Genomic DNA, 15,743 nt, shown 5'->3' with positions numbered 1-15,743 from the left:
ATCCAGCAGATTTTGCATTTTTGGGGAGTCCCAACGCTTCCAATCTGTGATTCACTGTGTCGCATGGATGCTGAGCGCGACGCTGTTCCGGATGACATTGCCGCCCTGAAAGCGGCGCTGGCAGCCGAGCGCGCGAAGGGGTTGGAGATCGCCGCTGAACTTGCGGTCGCCCGTGCGAAAGCGTCTGAGGACGAAGCGCTGATTTCCCAGCAGAAGCTGCAAATTGCCAAGCTAAAGCATCAGATCTACGGCCAGCGGTCGGAGCGTTCGTCGCGCCTGATCGAGCAGCTGGCTTTGACGTTCGAAGAGCTGGAAAGTGACGCCACTGAAGACGAGCTCGTGGCAGAGCGCGCTGTGGCCAAGGCGACGACGGTGCGCGGATTTACGCGCAAGCGCGGCGAGCGCCAGACGTTCCCTGAGCATTTACCGCGCGAACGAGTGGTGATCGAGCCGCCGACGGCTTGCGAGTGCTGTGGCGGCAATCGTCTGCGCAAGCTCGGCGAGGACGTGACGAGGACACTGGAAGTGGTACCACGCCAGTGGAAGGTGATCGAGACGGTGCGGGAGAAGTTCTCCTGCCGCGACTGCGAGAAGATCAGCCAGGCCCCGGCGCCATTCCATGCCGTCGCACGGGGATGGGCCGGCCCGAGCCTGTTGGCCATGATCATGTTCGAGAAGTTCGGCCAACATCAGCCTTTAAACCGCCAGGCCGAGCGCTACGCCCTGGAAGGCGTGCCGATCGCGCTGTCGACCATGGCGGACGCCGTGGGATCGGTCAGTGCGTCGCTGGATCCCCTGCTGCGCCTGGTCGAAGCCCATGTCTTGGCGGCCGAGCGCCTGCATGCCGATGATACGACGGTGCCGGTGCTGGCCAAGGGCAAGACCGATACGGCACGGTGCTGGATCTACGTCCGGGACGATCGGCCGTTTGGCGGCGCCGGGCCGCCGGCGGCGATGTTCTACTACTCCCGCGACCGTAGGGGCGAGCATCCCCAGGCGCATCTGGCGGGGTATGCCGGCATCCTGCAGGCCGACGCCTATGACGGGTACAACCAGCTCTATCTGGCGGGACGCCACCCTGGACCGATCCGGGAAGCGGCGTGTTGGGTCCATGCGCGGCGCCCATTCTTCGCCATGGCCGATATCGAAGAGAATGCGCGTCGCAAGGCCACCGGCAAGAAGGAGATTCCGCTCTCGCCCATCGCGGTCGAGGTCGTGCGGCGGATCGATGCGCTGTTCGAGATCGAGCGCTCCATCAATGGCAGGAGCCCCGAAGAGCGTCTGGAGATGCGACAGACGCTGAGCCGGCCTCTGGTCGAGGACCTGCAGGTCTATATGCGGGAGCAGCTCGCCAAGCTGTCCCGTGGGCACGACCTGGCCAAGGCGTTCAACTACATCCTGAAGCGGTGGGCGAGCTTCACGCTGTTCCTGGAGGACGGACGAGTCTGTCTCTCGAACAATGCCGCCGAAAGAGGCTTGCGAGGCATCGCTCTTGGACGAAAATCCTGGTTGTTCTGCGGCTCTGATCGCGGCGGACGGCGCGCGGCTTCCATGTATAGCTTGATCATCACGGCCAAAATGAATGGCGTCGATCCACAGGCCTGGCTCACGGATATCCTTGCCCGCATCGCCGCCCACCCAGCTCACCGGCTGGACGAGCTTCTGCCCTGGAATTGGACGCCGGCATCAGCGTTCTCCGCTCGAGCGGCATGACCACGCACGTCAACAAGGTTCATCACGTCACCACCATCACCCAGGTCGCAAAGGACCTCGGTGAAGACGAAGACTGGCTGCGCGACATTGCCATCGAAATGGAGATCGAGGACGGCCTGATCTGGGTCTATGGCGTCGGCGAAGATGGTGTTCAGGCCTTCACCGACTTTGGCATCGAAAACCTGATCGAGCTCGTCAGGTTCTACAAAGAAAACCCCAAGCTGCTCACGCGCTGGCAACGGGAATGATCCCACCAGCCTGCGGCCTACGCCGGATGCGTACCATCTTGTCACGATTTGTCGGTTTCCTTTCTCTCGCGAATGACAAGCCTTCCGCTGACGGGTAGGGCGATCAGATCGACGTTAAAGCCCTTGCCGTCGTCATGCGGCCAGACCGCGCCGATCTTGGTCCAGAACGCACTCTCGCCTTCGCCTGTGATGACAAAGGCCTAAAGCGGGATGGGTTTAGCCTGAATCGATTTTGGATCCCCAAATCAGTCCGTTTCTGATTCACCATGCTGGCTGGGCAGGAGGCCAGCATGGATGGGCAAGCCTTATTCTCTTGATCTTCGCAAGCGCGTTGTGGCGGCAATTGAGAGCGGGATGTCCCGCAATCAGGCGGCCAAGCAGTTTGGAGTAGCGATTAGCACGGCTATCGGCTGGATGCGGCGGGTCGATGCGCCAACTACCTCAAAAATTCAGGCTATCGAACTTAATGCCATCACGCTTTAGTGACTCGGCTTCTTGGCTTTGGGTTTTGCAGGCATTTCATTCTCCAGGTTGGGAATCGCCGCGAGGCAGGACCGGCCGGAGACAAAAACGTTCTGGTGCCGGTCGTTGCCGGCACGCGGTTGACGACAGTTTCAGCGATGACGTTTCCTCGTGCAACGCAATGGCACAATCACATCAGGACAGGTGGCGCAGAGACGACACGGTTTGTCTGATCAGGCTACCCGAACGGGGGCACATATCCTCATCAAAATCGACCTTGGACACTGTGTGCGAAACGGCCAGCCGGTTCATTTCCGAAGGTAAATCGGATCTGGTGCCCGCATGCCGAAGAGCTTGGATTCGCGGTGGTTCTTCCAGCGTTTGATCCGGTTGATGAGAGTGCTTTCCAACGTTGTTCCGAACCGCTCCACGAGGGGATTAGGACCTTCCATGTCGGACCGCCTAAACCGACCGTCGAGGATCTTGCAAAGAAGAACGCTATAGCGCCAAAATTCTTCTTGGCTCGTCGCCCGCACCATCAGGTTGGCCCAATGCTTCGACCAAGTATGACGATCCATGGCATAGGAAGCGCCCTTGTATGCTCCCTGCAAGTAGCCTTTGCTGTCCTTGAGCATCTCGATTGTTTCAAGGGCCCACGGCTCATCGGGCGACAACCCAGCGACCATCGCGGCGCGCGCGCGGTGAGCCGGCTCCGGTCGATTGCGGCGGTCGAAAACATAGTCTCGAAGTTCAGACTCGCGACCAGCACGAAGGGCGGCCAGCACCTCGTTCGCCAGGTCATGATCGTTCGCCATGCGGTCAAGTCGGGAGAACCGGATGTCTCTTGTCTCATTGGTGGAATCGGCTGCCCAAACTGTCACTGCATCGATGCCGAGATGGTCCCTACCGAAGCTGGCGCGGACCGGAGGCGTTCCTTTCGAAAGACGTAGCATCAGCGAAGCGGCGCCGGCAGAGTTTCGATAGGATATCGCTTCAGCGACGGCCGAAGCGGTGTTGTGCAGATTGTCCAGGCTCTCTTGATCCATGGTCAGGAAACTATCGAGCCACTTGTCTACGGTCCGCGGAGCAACCTTGTCGATTTCACGGACGAGGCCCGAGGTAATACTCCGGATGATGAGCTGCGCGCCGGCCTCTGTGAGGTCTCTCTCAAATTGTTCTGCGGCAGCTTGGTTGCGCTTCTGCCTTTCGTACCAGGCGTCGCCAGTGTCGGCGAGTTCCCTGAGATGTTCTGGCGAAAGCGTCCTTTGGGGAGGCCGCCGATCGGAAACCCTAATGAAGGACGGCCAATGTCGATCTTCGAACAGTTGCTCGATGTCCGGAAGGTTACGAAGTATCTTGAACTTCGTGGCCTTCTCGATGGCTGTCTCAAGCCGGCCCGCGATAGCCAATGCCGCAGGTGAGCCCAGAAGCTCTACCAATCGTTGATAGGAAGAAATGTCGATGCGTTCCAGGCATGACTCAATCGAAATGAGGCCGATTTTCGACGCCGCTACGAGGGCTTCGGAACCATTCGATATCTCGGCCCGGCGAGTCGCGCTATCAAGGTCTGTCGCGGTCCAACCGCTGTCGGCAAGCGCGGTAAGGAGTGTCGGATCCTGAGTAGATTGAATAAGCCCTAAGCAAGACAAGCGGACATGACTATGAGCTGATTTCAGCAGGCTCCCCGCCAGCTCCTTGGTGCGCAAGGTCAGCGGTGTCGATGATTGTTCCGCAAATGCGAGGGCACGGAATTGCGCGACTTCGTTACCTTCAGTGATGGCGTGGGCGAGGCCTTCTTCCAATTTTATCGGATCGCACGGTTGGAAGAGGTCAGCTAGCGCACAAAGAAAGGTTGAATCTTTGGGGTGAGCAAGCAGGGCATCGAGTTGGTCGCTTCCGTCCATGTGCGGGAAAGCTATGAGCAGAGCGTACTGTGCCGCGATGTGTTTCTCATTGTTTTTGTCGCCACTCAACGCTTCGGCTGCAATCTCCGCTGCTTTTGCGACAAATCTGCGTGCAAGGGAGGCGTCTAGCGCCGACGTGTGTTGTTCGAGCGAAAAAGCCGCCATGCGGAATTCGTCGGTCGACCTGGGTAGAGCGTGGTCAGCAAAGCGGCGCATCACGTCGATGGCCGCGCTCGGCCTAAAGCGTGCCAGGCCCACGCGAGCCATCTCAAAAAAATGGTCCTCTTGCCCGTTGCCCATGTACAAGCGAAGTTTGGCTACATCTATCGAGGAATATTGCTGCGCCGTCTTCTCGATATTGTCGGGACAAGAGGATGCAGGGTCACAAGGATCGGTCGCGCAATAGTTTTCGACAAGGCGCCACCCGGCGAAGTGTTCTTGGTCTTTCGTGAGGATTTCGTAGATTTCTTCCGCCGCCGCCGCATCGTCGCTGTCTGCTGTGGCATTCAGCAAATAGACGAGAGCCCACTGACCGGTCTTGGATGTATCAGGGGCCTGGAAGAGTTTCGCCGCGGTCAATATCGCGGCACGGGTCTCGGCCCAATCGATGACGTTCAGCCGGAGCAGGGCATTGAATTCATCGTGGTGATCGCGGTAACCGCCATTGAAGGCGGCTGCGAAAGCCCAGTTGCGAAAACCATCCGCATATTCAGCCAAGGGATGGCCCGCCAGAAACTGGAAGGCCAACGCGCTGAGTTGGCTGTAATCGCCACGCTTTTGCTGAATGAGACCGTCAAGAAAGGCTTGTTCGGCCTTGCAAAGGTGCTGGACTTTGCTGGCGATTTCGGCTGCGCGTTTCGCACGTTGCTCCTTGTGCTTTTCGTCCTGGTCCCCTGGATGCGAAGGTGACATCGTGCGTTCTGGATCGTCTGAATACATACTCAGCCAACGCAGCAGTGTTTCTTTCAACGCCTTTGAGCATGCCGGCGTCGTCCGTCCGTCGTGTATGGCTTGGACAAGCCAGGATTGATTGGCGGTGACGCCTTCTATGAGGGCGGAGTTCTCAAGGGCGACGAGGAAAGGACGAGGCTCTTGCTTCAGCAGCGCCTGAAATTCGGTGTAAAGTGTCTGATCGAGGTTCTGAAGGGCGACGAACGATTGGATCAGAGCGGCGGTCACGTCCTCGGGCGTCTCTTCCAGTATTGATGCGAGGATGGCGGCGAGGAGGATATCGCTTGTTTTGTCCAGCGCGGTGATAGGGTCCAAGACGCCACCGAGCGCTTCGAGTACATTCTTCTTCTGACGCAAGGCTGTCCGCGCGGACGTTAAGAGCGACAATCCAAGCGCAAGAGAAAGCCCGTCCTCCTTCAAAGCGTACTTGCTGGGATCATCTTCAAGAATTTCGAAGAACCGGCCGGCCGACGTCAGTTCAAATTGCTCCGCCACGTTGTGCGCGGGGTGACCCGAAAGCGCATTGGGACGGTCAAAGACGGTAAGGTCGACCTGTTGATGGTCCTTCAGCCGTTCGATGATTTGATCGGCATGCTTGCGGATATCACGGACGAATTGCCACGTCGGAATCTTATTGCCATCCGATATCGCGCCGAGCCGAATGTGCTCGAACAGTAGCCGATTGACGCTCAACTCGCCGAGTTGATCGATCTTCTGGTCTTTGAGGAGAGCCGCGGCAATCCCGAACAGGCGGGGATTGCGCAAGCTTCGTACAACGTCGGCGTTGAGCTTTCCAATGGACGTCCCAAACGAAGCTAGCAGCGAGTCCAGCTCGGCGTCATTCCATTCAGGCACGACACATTTGACAACGTTACTGACGAGGCGTCCTTCCAGGTTATCCTTGTAAAAGAGGGTTCTACAGCTGATGACGACCCTGCCGCCGATTTCGGCGACGACCTCACCGAGCATGTCAATCACTTGAGCCCAATTGCCGATGTCCCGTTGATTCAGGCCATCTACAAAAACAACGAGCCGTGGCCTCTTGTTGTCCGTCTGGCGTCTCCATCGTCTTAAGTGGTCGCGCCAGCGATTCTCCGCGATGAGGTTCGACATCTCGCCGCTTTGCTCAATAAGCTTCGCAATCAGAAGATCCCGCATCGCCTCAAGGGCGGACGACGGCTTGAAGTCGTCAGGTAGAAGGATGACAGTTAATGGTTTCGGCTGCTCATGCATCCAGGACTGCGCGAATATCCAGGATTTTCCGTTGCCATCCGCTCCCAGGATCGCGACGACTGAGCCATCGGGCTTGGCGTAGATGGCATCCGCGACCTTGGCGCGAAGATCGGGCCGCTCCAGAATACCTGGTATTGATGCATCGTCGGGGGAAAGTGGCTGCCCGAACACGACGCGGGCGCGCTGTTTGTTCGCAAATGCCGCCGACAGCCAAGTGACATTGTCTTTAAGCGCGAATGCGGGGGCGAGGCTTGGCTGCTGGAGGTCAGCCTTCAGTTCAGCGGATCGTTCGGAAAACTGGGGATGCGACGCGACCGCCTGCAATTGGGCAGTAACATCCGCATGCCACGTTGTTGTTTGAGCTGAAAGGAAAGTGGCCGTTGCGTTCGGAGCCATGGCAAGCAGTGTTGCGAGCTCAGACAGGCCCGTTGCGGGCCAGGCAAGCACTTTGACGGTGACACCGAGTTTTCTGCCAGCCCGTTGCGCGGTATTGATGTGCTGAGAAGAAATGGGCCCTGTCGAAGCCAGGATCCAGAGTTCGGTCTGGCCTTCCTCATCGACCGCGATTTCTGCGATTTTCGAGAGTATCTGGTCTTTCGCCACCGCATCTTCGTAGAGCTTGCCCTCAAACGAAATCGCGCCACCGTCCAAAATTGATTGGCCGTCCTTGCCGCGTTGTGAGCCGGAGCTTGCCAATGCAAAGGTTCGCCCTGTCAATTCCGTCAACACAGCCGCCATCAGTCCCTCGAACCCGTCGGATCCAGTCGGATTGAGGTGGCGGACGGTGTCGCGGAGGTCGTTGATGGTTTGCATGGTGGGCTCTGCTAATTTTAAACCAGTTTCGGAGACCTAACGAATTATTTCAGCAAAAGGCGCAAGCCCCACCAAAAAGGCGGAGAGGAGAGCGTCAGGATGGCTGCGAACACGAACCCAGCCGCGATATTGAACATCGTGAACTTGCGCGTGGCAATGCGGGCATTGACGGATATCTGCACACACAGGTCATCGAGGTAACGCTCGGTGATGCTGTGGTTCTCTTGCGGCTTATAGCGCTCCGTTACCCGCACGTGATAGCGCGCGACCGGTATCTCGGCGATATGTCCCCAATAGAGAAGGCTTTTGTCGTCTTCATCCTGCTGATGAAAGCGGTCTAAAACCTGCGGAACGAACGACAGAATGCACAGAAGACCGGCCGCGGCGAATAGGGGCAGGGCAACACAGAAGGCTACGGCGTAACCAGCAGGTAGGGTGGCCTGCCCGGTCAGCAGGTTTATAGAGCCGATGATCCATGCTGAGCAAAACGTCAGCAACGCAGCGTTCTTTGTCTCCGCGAATTTTACGAAATCGATGTTGCGGCTAAGTTGCGTTGAGAGAATTTTCTCAAACGCTTCTTCCTGGTCGTCCTTCATCGTTCGCCATCAGGTCGTGTGTCGACGAGCGAGTAGCTGGTGCTTCTGCCGCCGGCCGCATCTTTCTTGAGGATGCCGTATGCAATCAGTTCCTCAATGTCCCTTGCCGCCGTCGCCTGGGACACCTTCGTGAGCTTTGCCCACTTCGACGACGTCAGCTTGCCCTCAAATCCATCGAACAGGCGGTTGAGGACTATCCGTTGACGTGCATTGAGCTGGCGAGCCGCGTGACGATCCCAGAAGTCCGCTTTGCGGAGGATTCCCCCGAGAATGGCATCCGCGCCATCAAAGGCGCGATCCAGGCAATCGAGGAACCACGACATCCAATCGGTGATGTCGAGGTCTCCTTTCTGGGTTTGCTCGAGGATGGTGTAATAGTCACTCCTCTCGCGCCTGATCTGCGCGGACATGCTGTAGAACCTTTGCGCGCTCTGTTCTGACCGGGCGAGCGCAAGGTCGGCGATTGCACGGGCAATACGGCCGTTTCCATCTTCGAACGGGTGGATGGTTACGAACCAAAGATGCGCGAGAGCGGCCTTCAAGACGGGATCGATGCCGGCGGCATTGCCGTTGAACCACTTCAGGAAACTCCGCATTTCCTGATCGAGACGATCGGCCGTTGGCGCTTCATAATGCACGCGCTCATGACCCATCGGACCCGAGACGACCTGCATTGGCCCGGTCTCGGCCGTGCGCCACGCGCCGACGACGATCTTGGTCATACCGCTTCGACCTGTGGGAAAGAGCGCCGCATGCCAGCCGAAGAGGCGTTCAGCTGTGAGCTCGTCCGCGTAATGTTCGGTGGCGTCCAGGATCATCTCCACCACCCCTTCGACGTGGCGGTCGGCGGGGGTGAGGGCACCAATGTCCATGCCCAGGCGACGGGCAATGGACGACCGGACTTGGTCACGGTCGAGCACCTCACCCTCGATCTCGCTCGACTTCACCACTTCTTCGGTGAGGGTCTGAAGAGTGGCTTCAGCTTTGAGCGGGAAGCCGAGACGCTCCATCCGGCCGAGCAAACGACCCTGCTTGTGACGCACGGCAACCAGGCGATCGGCAACTCCCTGCAGATTCCAGCGGAAAGTCGGCCATTGCGGTAATTCATGGATATACGTCATAATCTCATCATTCCTTGCAGAGATTATGGGGCGTATTCTCATCACCGGCAAGCCTATTCTCCCCAAAAGATGCAGAGAAAAGTGCAGCCAACCTCTGCATGGCCGAAAAGAGGGGAAAACTGCCCAAATCTGTTACAGCCGCCTTCTATCAGTTCTTCCTATGTTCTAAATATACGCGTTACGCGTGCAAGGTCAACGAGGCACCTTCGCACAGCAGAGATCAATACGCGCTGCCATCGCCGTCGCCCTTCCGGGCACCGCTCGTGCCGCGCATCCAAACGGAGCACCAGCAATGGCAGGTCGGAATTGGAATAAAGAGCGTGCCACAAAGAGGATCGATGCCAAGATCGACGGCCTTCCGCTCAAGGCGATCGAGATCAAGGAATACGTCCGCGACACGGACCTCTCAAACCTGGCGAACACGGTCGCCTACCGCGTCGATGGTGTGCATCTCTACGCGGACATCCTCAACGTCAAGGATATGCTGGCGGTCACCGATGTCGAGGGCGAGACATGCCACAAGCGCACGCTCCGCTTCCTGAACCTGCACTACCGCGCGGCGCACCGGATCATCGGGCGGGTGGATGCCATTCTGGTCGACTTCCACAACCAGCGGCTCCACTCCGTAGTGGCCAAGCCATACGACAACGAAGCCAAACGCGTGCACCGGGCCATCGCCACGGCCCAACTCATCATCGACGTCCTGGCCCAGACCGGGGAAGACGCGGATCACCCCGCAGCCAAGGTGCGGGTCGGTATCGACACCGGCAAGGCCATGGCGGTGAACAATGGTCGTCGGGGCCATCGTGAACCGCTGTTTCTGGGCGAGCCGGCGAACTACGCCGCCAAGCGTGCTGGAGGTGGGACTGCGACTGGAATCTACCTCACCAACAAGGCGCGGAAAGCCATCGGACTTTCCGAGGTCAAAGATGTTGATACGACGCCCCTCACCACTGCCGAAATTCAGGCCAGCCAGAAGGAAGCGAAGCTTGAGGTCACGGCCGCCGAGATCGTGAAGGAGTGGCAGGAAGATCTGAAAAATAATCCGATCAGCGCATTCGAGTTTTCCGGGCACACACCACCCTATTCGACGCTCGATATCGAAACCCTTTCCGGGAAGAACTCACGCCGCCAGGATGCCTGCACCGTGTACGGCGACCTGGACGGCTTCACCAAATACGTCGGCAACAACATCGCAACCGACGCGGGCGCGAAACATGTCGTTCGGGCTCTGCATGTCTTGCGCGCCGAACTCGACGCGGTGCTTCATGAGGACTTCAAGGGTGTGAAGGTCCGATTCATCGGCGATTGCGTCCATGGCTTGCTGGTGGAGGGTACCGCGCAAACCACTGATGTGGAGGAGACCATCAGCAACATGACCCTGTGCTCCGGCGGGATGCGGAGCAGCTTTGACCTGGCTCTTACCCGCCTGAAGGCGAACGGCACGGATGCGACCAGTCTGGGCTTGGCCATCGGCTTCGATTTTGGGCCGATGAACATTACGCGTCTAGGCATGAAGGGAGAACTCATCCGCTGCTCCGTGAGCCGCGGCGTGTTGGCGGCGGAGAAGGAACAGTCCCGCTGTGCCGGCACGGAGACCGCGATCGGTGCCAACGCCTATGCCAAGTGTCAGAGCCGGTGCGGACCATCTTCGGTTCGGGCCGCAAGCGCTCCGGACTAAACTATGACTCCGCGGTCGAGGAGATGTCCGCCAAGGGAGATAAGGCGGCAAAGGCTGCCAAAGCGCTTTCTGCAAGCTCCTTGCTGCAGCCGGCCTCCGCGGCCGCTCAGCCGTATCGCTTTCCAGATCGAGCGGCCGGACCCGCGAAGACGGACGGCTTCGCTTAATGTGGTACGTGACGAACCTGGCGAGGTTCAAGTCCGAGCGGGAGGCGTTGGATGGCTTGGCTGCCGACGCCGAATGGCTCAGGCCGCTAGGATGGCGCGTCGATCAATCGATGCGGTTGGTTTTCGACGCCGACATATGCGTCGGCGAGCGTGAATTCCCCATCTCCCTTCAGTACCCGGCTCATTTTCCGTATACCCCGCCGTCGGTGCTACCTCGCGGCGACGAAACCCGCTGGTCTGTTCACCAATTCGGTCCAGGGGGAGAGCTTTGCTTGGAGTACCGGCCCGACAATTGGACGTCGGATATCATGGGCGTGCAACTGGTTGAGAGCGCCCACCGTTTGCTCGCCACAGAGAATCCGGCATCAGGCATACCTCAGGCCGTTGCATCGGCACATCGTGTGTCCTTGGGGCAGTCGCTGCGAGCAAGATACCTGAGGTTCTTGGTCACGCGCGAACTGAATGGTTTCCTTGCCGGTCTCACCGTGGGGACCAAACTCACGGGACATGCGGTCATGCTTTTTCGCCCGGAGGCGATCATCTACGTCGTTGATAAGATATCGCGATCAGAAGCCGACGTCTGGACGAATGAAGCCGTTCCGGCCAGCCTCAGTACCGAGACATATGAGCGGCAAGTCTCAATTCTGCGCATTCCGAACGATGTACCTGTGCCATCCGCGGCCAACTTCGAAGAATTCAGGATCGCGGTCAGCGAATTCGGGTTCTCCGATGATGAGACGTTCCTCGTTCTGGTGCGGGATGAGCAGATCCATCCTTTCGCGGTGTTCAAAGATTCCGTGTACGCAGTCGCCACCGTGCCTCCCCAGGTTGAGGCAAAGAGGTTGGACGACGGTCACCAGCATTTGCAATCGAAGCTGGTCGGCGTCGTTGGCTGCGGTTCGCTGGGAAGCAAATTCGCCACCATGTTGGCAAGGTCCGGTGTGGGCCGTTTCTATCTTGTCGACGACGACGTGTTGCTTCCGGATAATTTCGTGCGCCATGATCTTGATTGGCGCGATGTGGGAACGCACAAGGTCAATGCAACGGCACAGCGGTTGCGGCACGTTAAGCCAACGGTAGAGGTTGCCGTACGTCGCATCCGTGTGGCTGGTCAGGAAGCAAGCGAAGATGCGGAATCCGTGCTCGGTAGATTGGCGGCTTGTGACTTGATTGTCGATGCGACCGCGAATCCAAATGTATTCAATTTGTTGGCTTCCATTGCAGGCTCTGCTCAAAAGCCGATGACCTGGGCGGAGGTCTTTGGTGGGGGCATCGGTGGCTTGATAGCTAGATCCAGGCCGAACATCGAGCCGTCGCCGCAGCTGGTGCGCAGGGCAATTGAGAACTGGTTCGGCGAAAGAGTCGCAACCCCGGTCCGGGCGACACGAGATTATGCGACTGGCGGAGAGGGCCCGCCGCTTATCGCTGATGATGCCGACGTGACATCAATTGCAGCACCCGCGGCAAGGCTCGCGATCGATACCTTGCTGAACCGCGATCCCTCGTATTTCTCTCACTCCGCATATGCGATCGGGCTCGGGGCCGGGTCCGTCTTCAGCCAAGCTTTCGAGACATACCCCATTGATCTCGGGGTCGCCCCAGAGGAGGAAAAACGGACCCTCAACACCGAGGAGGCCGGCGCACAGTTGACCGCCATTGTGAAACTGTTCAAGCCGCAATGAAGCTCATCCTGCCTGCCGCGTTGGTCGAGACATTGAAGCAGGAGTTGAGGCGAGCCGGCTCGCGCGAAATCGGCGGCGTCATGGTCGGCGAATACCTTTGTGATCAAACCTTCCGGCTGGCCGATATCTCAGTGCAAACGTCAGGCGGCTCGCGCGCTCACTTCGAGAGGGACCTGGAGCACAGTACCTCCTTCCTCAAAGAGTTCTTCGCACGGACGGGCCACGACTATAGCCGCTTCAACTATCTTGGCGAATGGCACTCACACCCTTCTTTTGCAGCGATGCCAAGTGGCCAAGATGTGGCCACTATGCGGGAAATAGTCCAGGATCCGAAGGTCGGAGTTCATTTCGCCGTGTTGTTGATCGTTAGACTCGTACGGCGCTCCGATCTTGAGCTTTCCGCGACCGTATTCCGCCCGCACGCCACTCCCATCAACGCCGAGATGGAGCTGGAAGTCTTCCAACAGTCTCAAAAGGAAAGTTTATTTCAACGATTTATCGATCTTTTTCGATAGCAAAGGTGCGCACACCCAATCGCCTGACGAGTTCGCGGATAGTTTCGCAGACTGCTTCGATCCGTTCGGCGATCGTCGCGTCTTCGCCTGCTTGATAGGGCACAAGCGTTAAGCCTTGAAGATCCGAAGGAAGCCTAAGATCCTTGATCCTCGGATGGACAAGGATGGTCCGGTACCGGCTCAGCTTGCCCATAAACAGCCCCAGCTCGAAGAGCACGTTGTCTCGCACGGTGGGCGACCGTTGACCGCGGGATTCCGTGATGTCATCAGGTTCGGCGATAGCAACGGCAAAATCCGCCTCGCCGACTTGCTTCTCAAGCGCTTCGAGGGGATAGCCGCCAGCGAAGAAGACGCCATCGTCCCATACCGTGCTGAACACGTCCTTCTCCAATCCGGTGCGAAGGGCGTGCGCGATCTTGAGCGCCTCGGATGAGGACATGACGAACAGCTTAGGGGCTTGATTAGGGAGATAGATTGTCTTGTTGCGCTGATGCAGTCGCTTCGACAGTTCTTGGGCGATCGGCAGCCATACGCCGGGAAATTTATCGCCGACAGCCATAAACGCCGCGCTGGTCAACTTGAGTGCCACGGCCTGCTCAAGAGTTGTTACCGTTGCCGCACGCGGAAGCGATGCCTCAATGGCGGCCATTTCACCCACGTGTTGCCCCGCTGAGCGAGTTGCAACGTGGGCACCATTGACGATGACGGCGACAGCTCCGGCTACCAGCAGATAAATGTCGTTATCGACGGCATTCTGGACGATGATGTTATCGCCCGGCTTGAATTCGACAAGCTCTCCGGCGTTAGCCAAGGCATTGGCGATCTCCAACTGGCCCCCCGCAAAATCCTGGCGGCGAAGGGACGCAATGAGCTGAGGGCGGTTCTGCTCTCCTTCAAATCGCTCTTTCATCTCCACCTCAGCGCATTGATTGAAATCCTTGGTGCGGACGGCCGGACTCGAACCGGCACAGGCCTCTCGGCCCCACGGATTTTCGTACCACTTCGGCTTTCGCCGCCGCCTATCCGGCGTTCGTGGTCTGGACTATCCCTTCACCCCGGCGCTTGTCCGCTGTAGGTGCTGCCCGTCTAGTCTCTACACCTTCCCCCTGGCGGGGGCTTGGCTCGGGATTGCCAGTGAAGGTTTCCCCGACTTTGAGCAGTTCTGCTCCTGGGGTTTCCCCCAGGGCACTCAATGGCTTAAGTCCGATGCGTCTACCAGTTCCGCCACGCCCGCATCCAGCCATCTATACGGCGCAAATCGCCTAAGGCAAAGAGAATACAGTCTCTATGTTGCCGGCCACGAGCGGCGGCGAACCACGCGCGGTGGGAGATCTTCCTGTTGCTGCGATAGGGCTGCGTCGCGAGCTTTGGCTCGCTGCTCGAGTTCGACGACCGTAGAAGGTCACTTTGCCGTCAGGCTCGACATCGTTCTGTTTTACAGAGCGTGTGCCCGGCGCCCAGGACCTGGCGTCGGGATCTGCTTTTGGCAAGCATCAATTTATCGATCTCGCAAATGACGAGATCTTCCAGCCACTCTCATTAGCGCACGAGAGGGCGATGGTTTCTGTCGATTCTGGGGCGAGCGGCGTCGTGGATCCCATTGGCCTCATGCCGCTCCGCAAAGCTATTGTGGAAAGGCTCGCGGCGCAGACAGGCTTTGATTGGAGTGCGGAAGAGATCGCAATCACTGCCGGCTCAAAGGAAGCGCTGCTTTATTCTGGCTTGGCTGTCCTAGAGCGGGGCGACGAAGTTATCATCATCCGCCCCTGGCAGTCCTAGCACTGGGTCACGCTGGCGCAGTACCAGTGTTCGTCGACGCCCAGCGCCCACGATATACTCCTGATGTCAACTCAATCCGAGCTGCCATTAGATCGCGAACTAAAGCGATGATTATCAATTCACCCAACAATCCGACGGGCGCAGTCTACAGTCGAACAACATTGCAGGAGGTCGGCGAGCTTGCTATCGAATTCCGAATATGGATCATTTCGGACGAGCGGTACTCAAGATTAGTATTCACTGGTTTACACCGCCATGAGTCGATCGTCGTGGCGCACCCCGCCGTGCGATCGCGAGCGATCATAGTCAATCCATGTTCATAGGTGCTGGCGCTATCAGGCTCTCGCTCGGGTTATTTCGCGGCTCCCAGGGCCATCGTCTCCGCCGCAAGAAAGCTTCAGGGCTATGCAGCGATAACACCAAGTCGAGAGGCGCAGCAGGCTACGCTGAGCCACTTTCAGGTCATCGGCGGCCGCACTGAGCGGGAGACATACCAACGGCTTTTCGAGGCTCGCGACATGGGTCTTAGCATCCTTTCTAATCTACGTGATGTCACCCCACCTCGTGCCGACGGGGCATTCTTCTTCTATCTTGATCTGAACAGGCTTGCATCTGCTTTGGAGGACGAAGGTCGCGTTGGAGTGACGGATGATTTTGCAAGCTGGCTCCTGAAGAAAACTAATGTGGCCCGCGTTGCGGGAGACGCGTTTGGCGACGTCAACGGCCTGCGACTCTCATTCGGCACCCCACCGGGGGCATCTGCGTCGGACTGAAGCGTATCGTCCAGGCGCTAAATAGCCTTAGGATCAGATAACCGCCGGTCCAGTCCCAGACGAAAGGCATGGATATGAATTCTGCGCTTCAGCTGATGACTGGCA

At 58.3% G+C, this 15,743-nt stretch carries 12 protein-coding genes and 1 pseudogene; 9 read left to right on the top strand and 4 right to left on the bottom strand.

Going from position 1 to position 15,743, the window contains the following annotated elements:
• The first annotated feature begins 63 nt into the window (after window positions 1–63).
• From tnpC to N2603_RS39700, 3 genes and pseudogenes are all read left to right on the top strand, one after another.
• Window positions 64–1,713, top strand: a complete 1,650-nt coding sequence (tnpC, locus tag N2603_RS39710; RefSeq protein WP_260386458.1) for an IS66 family transposase — start codon at window positions 64–66, stop codon at window positions 1,711–1,713.
• Window positions 1,710–1,961: a hypothetical protein gene (locus tag N2603_RS39705; RefSeq protein ID WP_041751139.1), complete on the top strand. Its 252-nt coding sequence runs from the start codon at window positions 1,710–1,712 to the stop codon at window positions 1,959–1,961. Before tnpC ends, N2603_RS39705 begins: the two co-directional genes overlap by 4 nt.
• A 294-nt stretch (window positions 1,962–2,255) precedes the next feature.
• Window positions 2,256–2,402, top strand: a pseudogene (locus N2603_RS39700) (IS630 transposase-related protein); the annotation flags it as partial.
• Between the two features lie 329 nt (window positions 2,403–2,731).
• Here N2603_RS39700 and N2603_RS39695 read toward each other — a convergent pair.
• Genes N2603_RS39695 through N2603_RS39685 form a run of 3 tightly spaced genes read right to left on the bottom strand, consistent with a single transcriptional unit; the run spans window position 2,732 to window position 9,041 of the window.
• On the bottom strand, window positions 2,732–7,324 hold the full coding sequence (locus tag N2603_RS39695) for a hypothetical protein (RefSeq protein WP_260386457.1): 4,593 nt from the start codon (window positions 7,322–7,324) through the stop codon (window positions 2,732–2,734).
• Window positions 7,325–7,368: 44 nt separating this feature from the next.
• Entirely contained in the window at window positions 7,369–7,920 is a 552-nt protein-coding gene (locus N2603_RS39690; protein ID WP_260386456.1) for a Pycsar system effector family protein, read from the bottom strand.
• A complete protein-coding gene (locus N2603_RS39685; protein WP_260386455.1) occupies window positions 7,917–9,041 on the bottom strand; it encodes a Fic family protein in 1,125 nt (374 codons plus the stop codon). The genes N2603_RS39690 and N2603_RS39685 overlap by 4 nt, the downstream gene beginning before the upstream one ends.
• A 292-nt stretch (window positions 9,042–9,333) precedes the next feature.
• Between N2603_RS39685 and N2603_RS39680 the strand changes: the two genes are divergently transcribed.
• The 3 genes from N2603_RS39680 to N2603_RS39670 all read left to right on the top strand — a co-directional run bounded on the left by N2603_RS39680 (window position 9,334) and on the right by N2603_RS39670 (window position 13,086).
• On the top strand, window positions 9,334–10,722 hold the full coding sequence (locus tag N2603_RS39680) for a transcriptional regulator (RefSeq protein WP_260386454.1): 1,389 nt from the start codon (window positions 9,334–9,336) through the stop codon (window positions 10,720–10,722).
• A 166-nt stretch (window positions 10,723–10,888) separates the two neighbouring features.
• A complete protein-coding gene (locus tag N2603_RS39675) occupies window positions 10,889–12,571 on the top strand; it encodes a ThiF family adenylyltransferase (RefSeq protein WP_260386453.1) in 1,683 nt (560 codons plus the stop codon).
• A complete protein-coding gene (locus N2603_RS39670) occupies window positions 12,568–13,086 on the top strand; it encodes a Mov34/MPN/PAD-1 family protein (protein WP_260386452.1) in 519 nt (172 codons plus the stop codon). The genes N2603_RS39675 and N2603_RS39670 overlap by 4 nt, the downstream gene beginning before the upstream one ends.
• Here N2603_RS39670 and N2603_RS39665 read toward each other — a convergent pair.
• Complete coding sequence (locus N2603_RS39665) at window positions 13,067–13,996, bottom strand: TIR domain-containing protein (RefSeq protein ID WP_260386451.1); 930 nt, start codon at window positions 13,994–13,996, stop codon at window positions 13,067–13,069. The two genes, N2603_RS39670 and N2603_RS39665, sit on opposite strands and share 20 nt — an antisense overlap.
• 497 nt (window positions 13,997–14,493) lie before the next feature.
• Between N2603_RS39665 and N2603_RS39660 the strand changes: the two genes are divergently transcribed.
• Genes N2603_RS39660 through N2603_RS39655 form a run of 3 tightly spaced genes read left to right on the top strand, consistent with a single transcriptional unit; the run spans window position 14,494 to window position 15,638 of the window.
• Window positions 14,494–14,865: a hypothetical protein gene (locus tag N2603_RS39660; protein ID WP_260386450.1), complete on the top strand. Its 372-nt coding sequence runs from the start codon at window positions 14,494–14,496 to the stop codon at window positions 14,863–14,865.
• A 26-nt stretch (window positions 14,866–14,891) separates the two neighbouring features.
• On the top strand, window positions 14,892–15,188 hold the full coding sequence (locus N2603_RS45130; protein ID WP_425248955.1) for an aminotransferase class I/II-fold pyridoxal phosphate-dependent enzyme: 297 nt from the start codon (window positions 14,892–14,894) through the stop codon (window positions 15,186–15,188).
• The gene (locus tag N2603_RS39655) at window positions 15,189–15,638 is read left to right on the top strand and encodes an aminotransferase class I/II-fold pyridoxal phosphate-dependent enzyme (RefSeq protein ID WP_260386449.1); all 450 of its coding nucleotides are present in this window, start codon (window positions 15,189–15,191) and stop codon (window positions 15,636–15,638) included.
• The last annotated feature ends 105 nt before the right edge of the window (window positions 15,639–15,743 follow it).

The organism is Bradyrhizobium huanghuaihaiense (assembly GCF_025200885.1).
Lineage (GTDB): Bacteria > Pseudomonadota > Alphaproteobacteria > Rhizobiales > Xanthobacteraceae > Bradyrhizobium > Bradyrhizobium huanghuaihaiense.
Note: the sequence above shows the minus strand (reverse complement) of the source record. Positions and strands in the feature narration are given on the sequence as shown.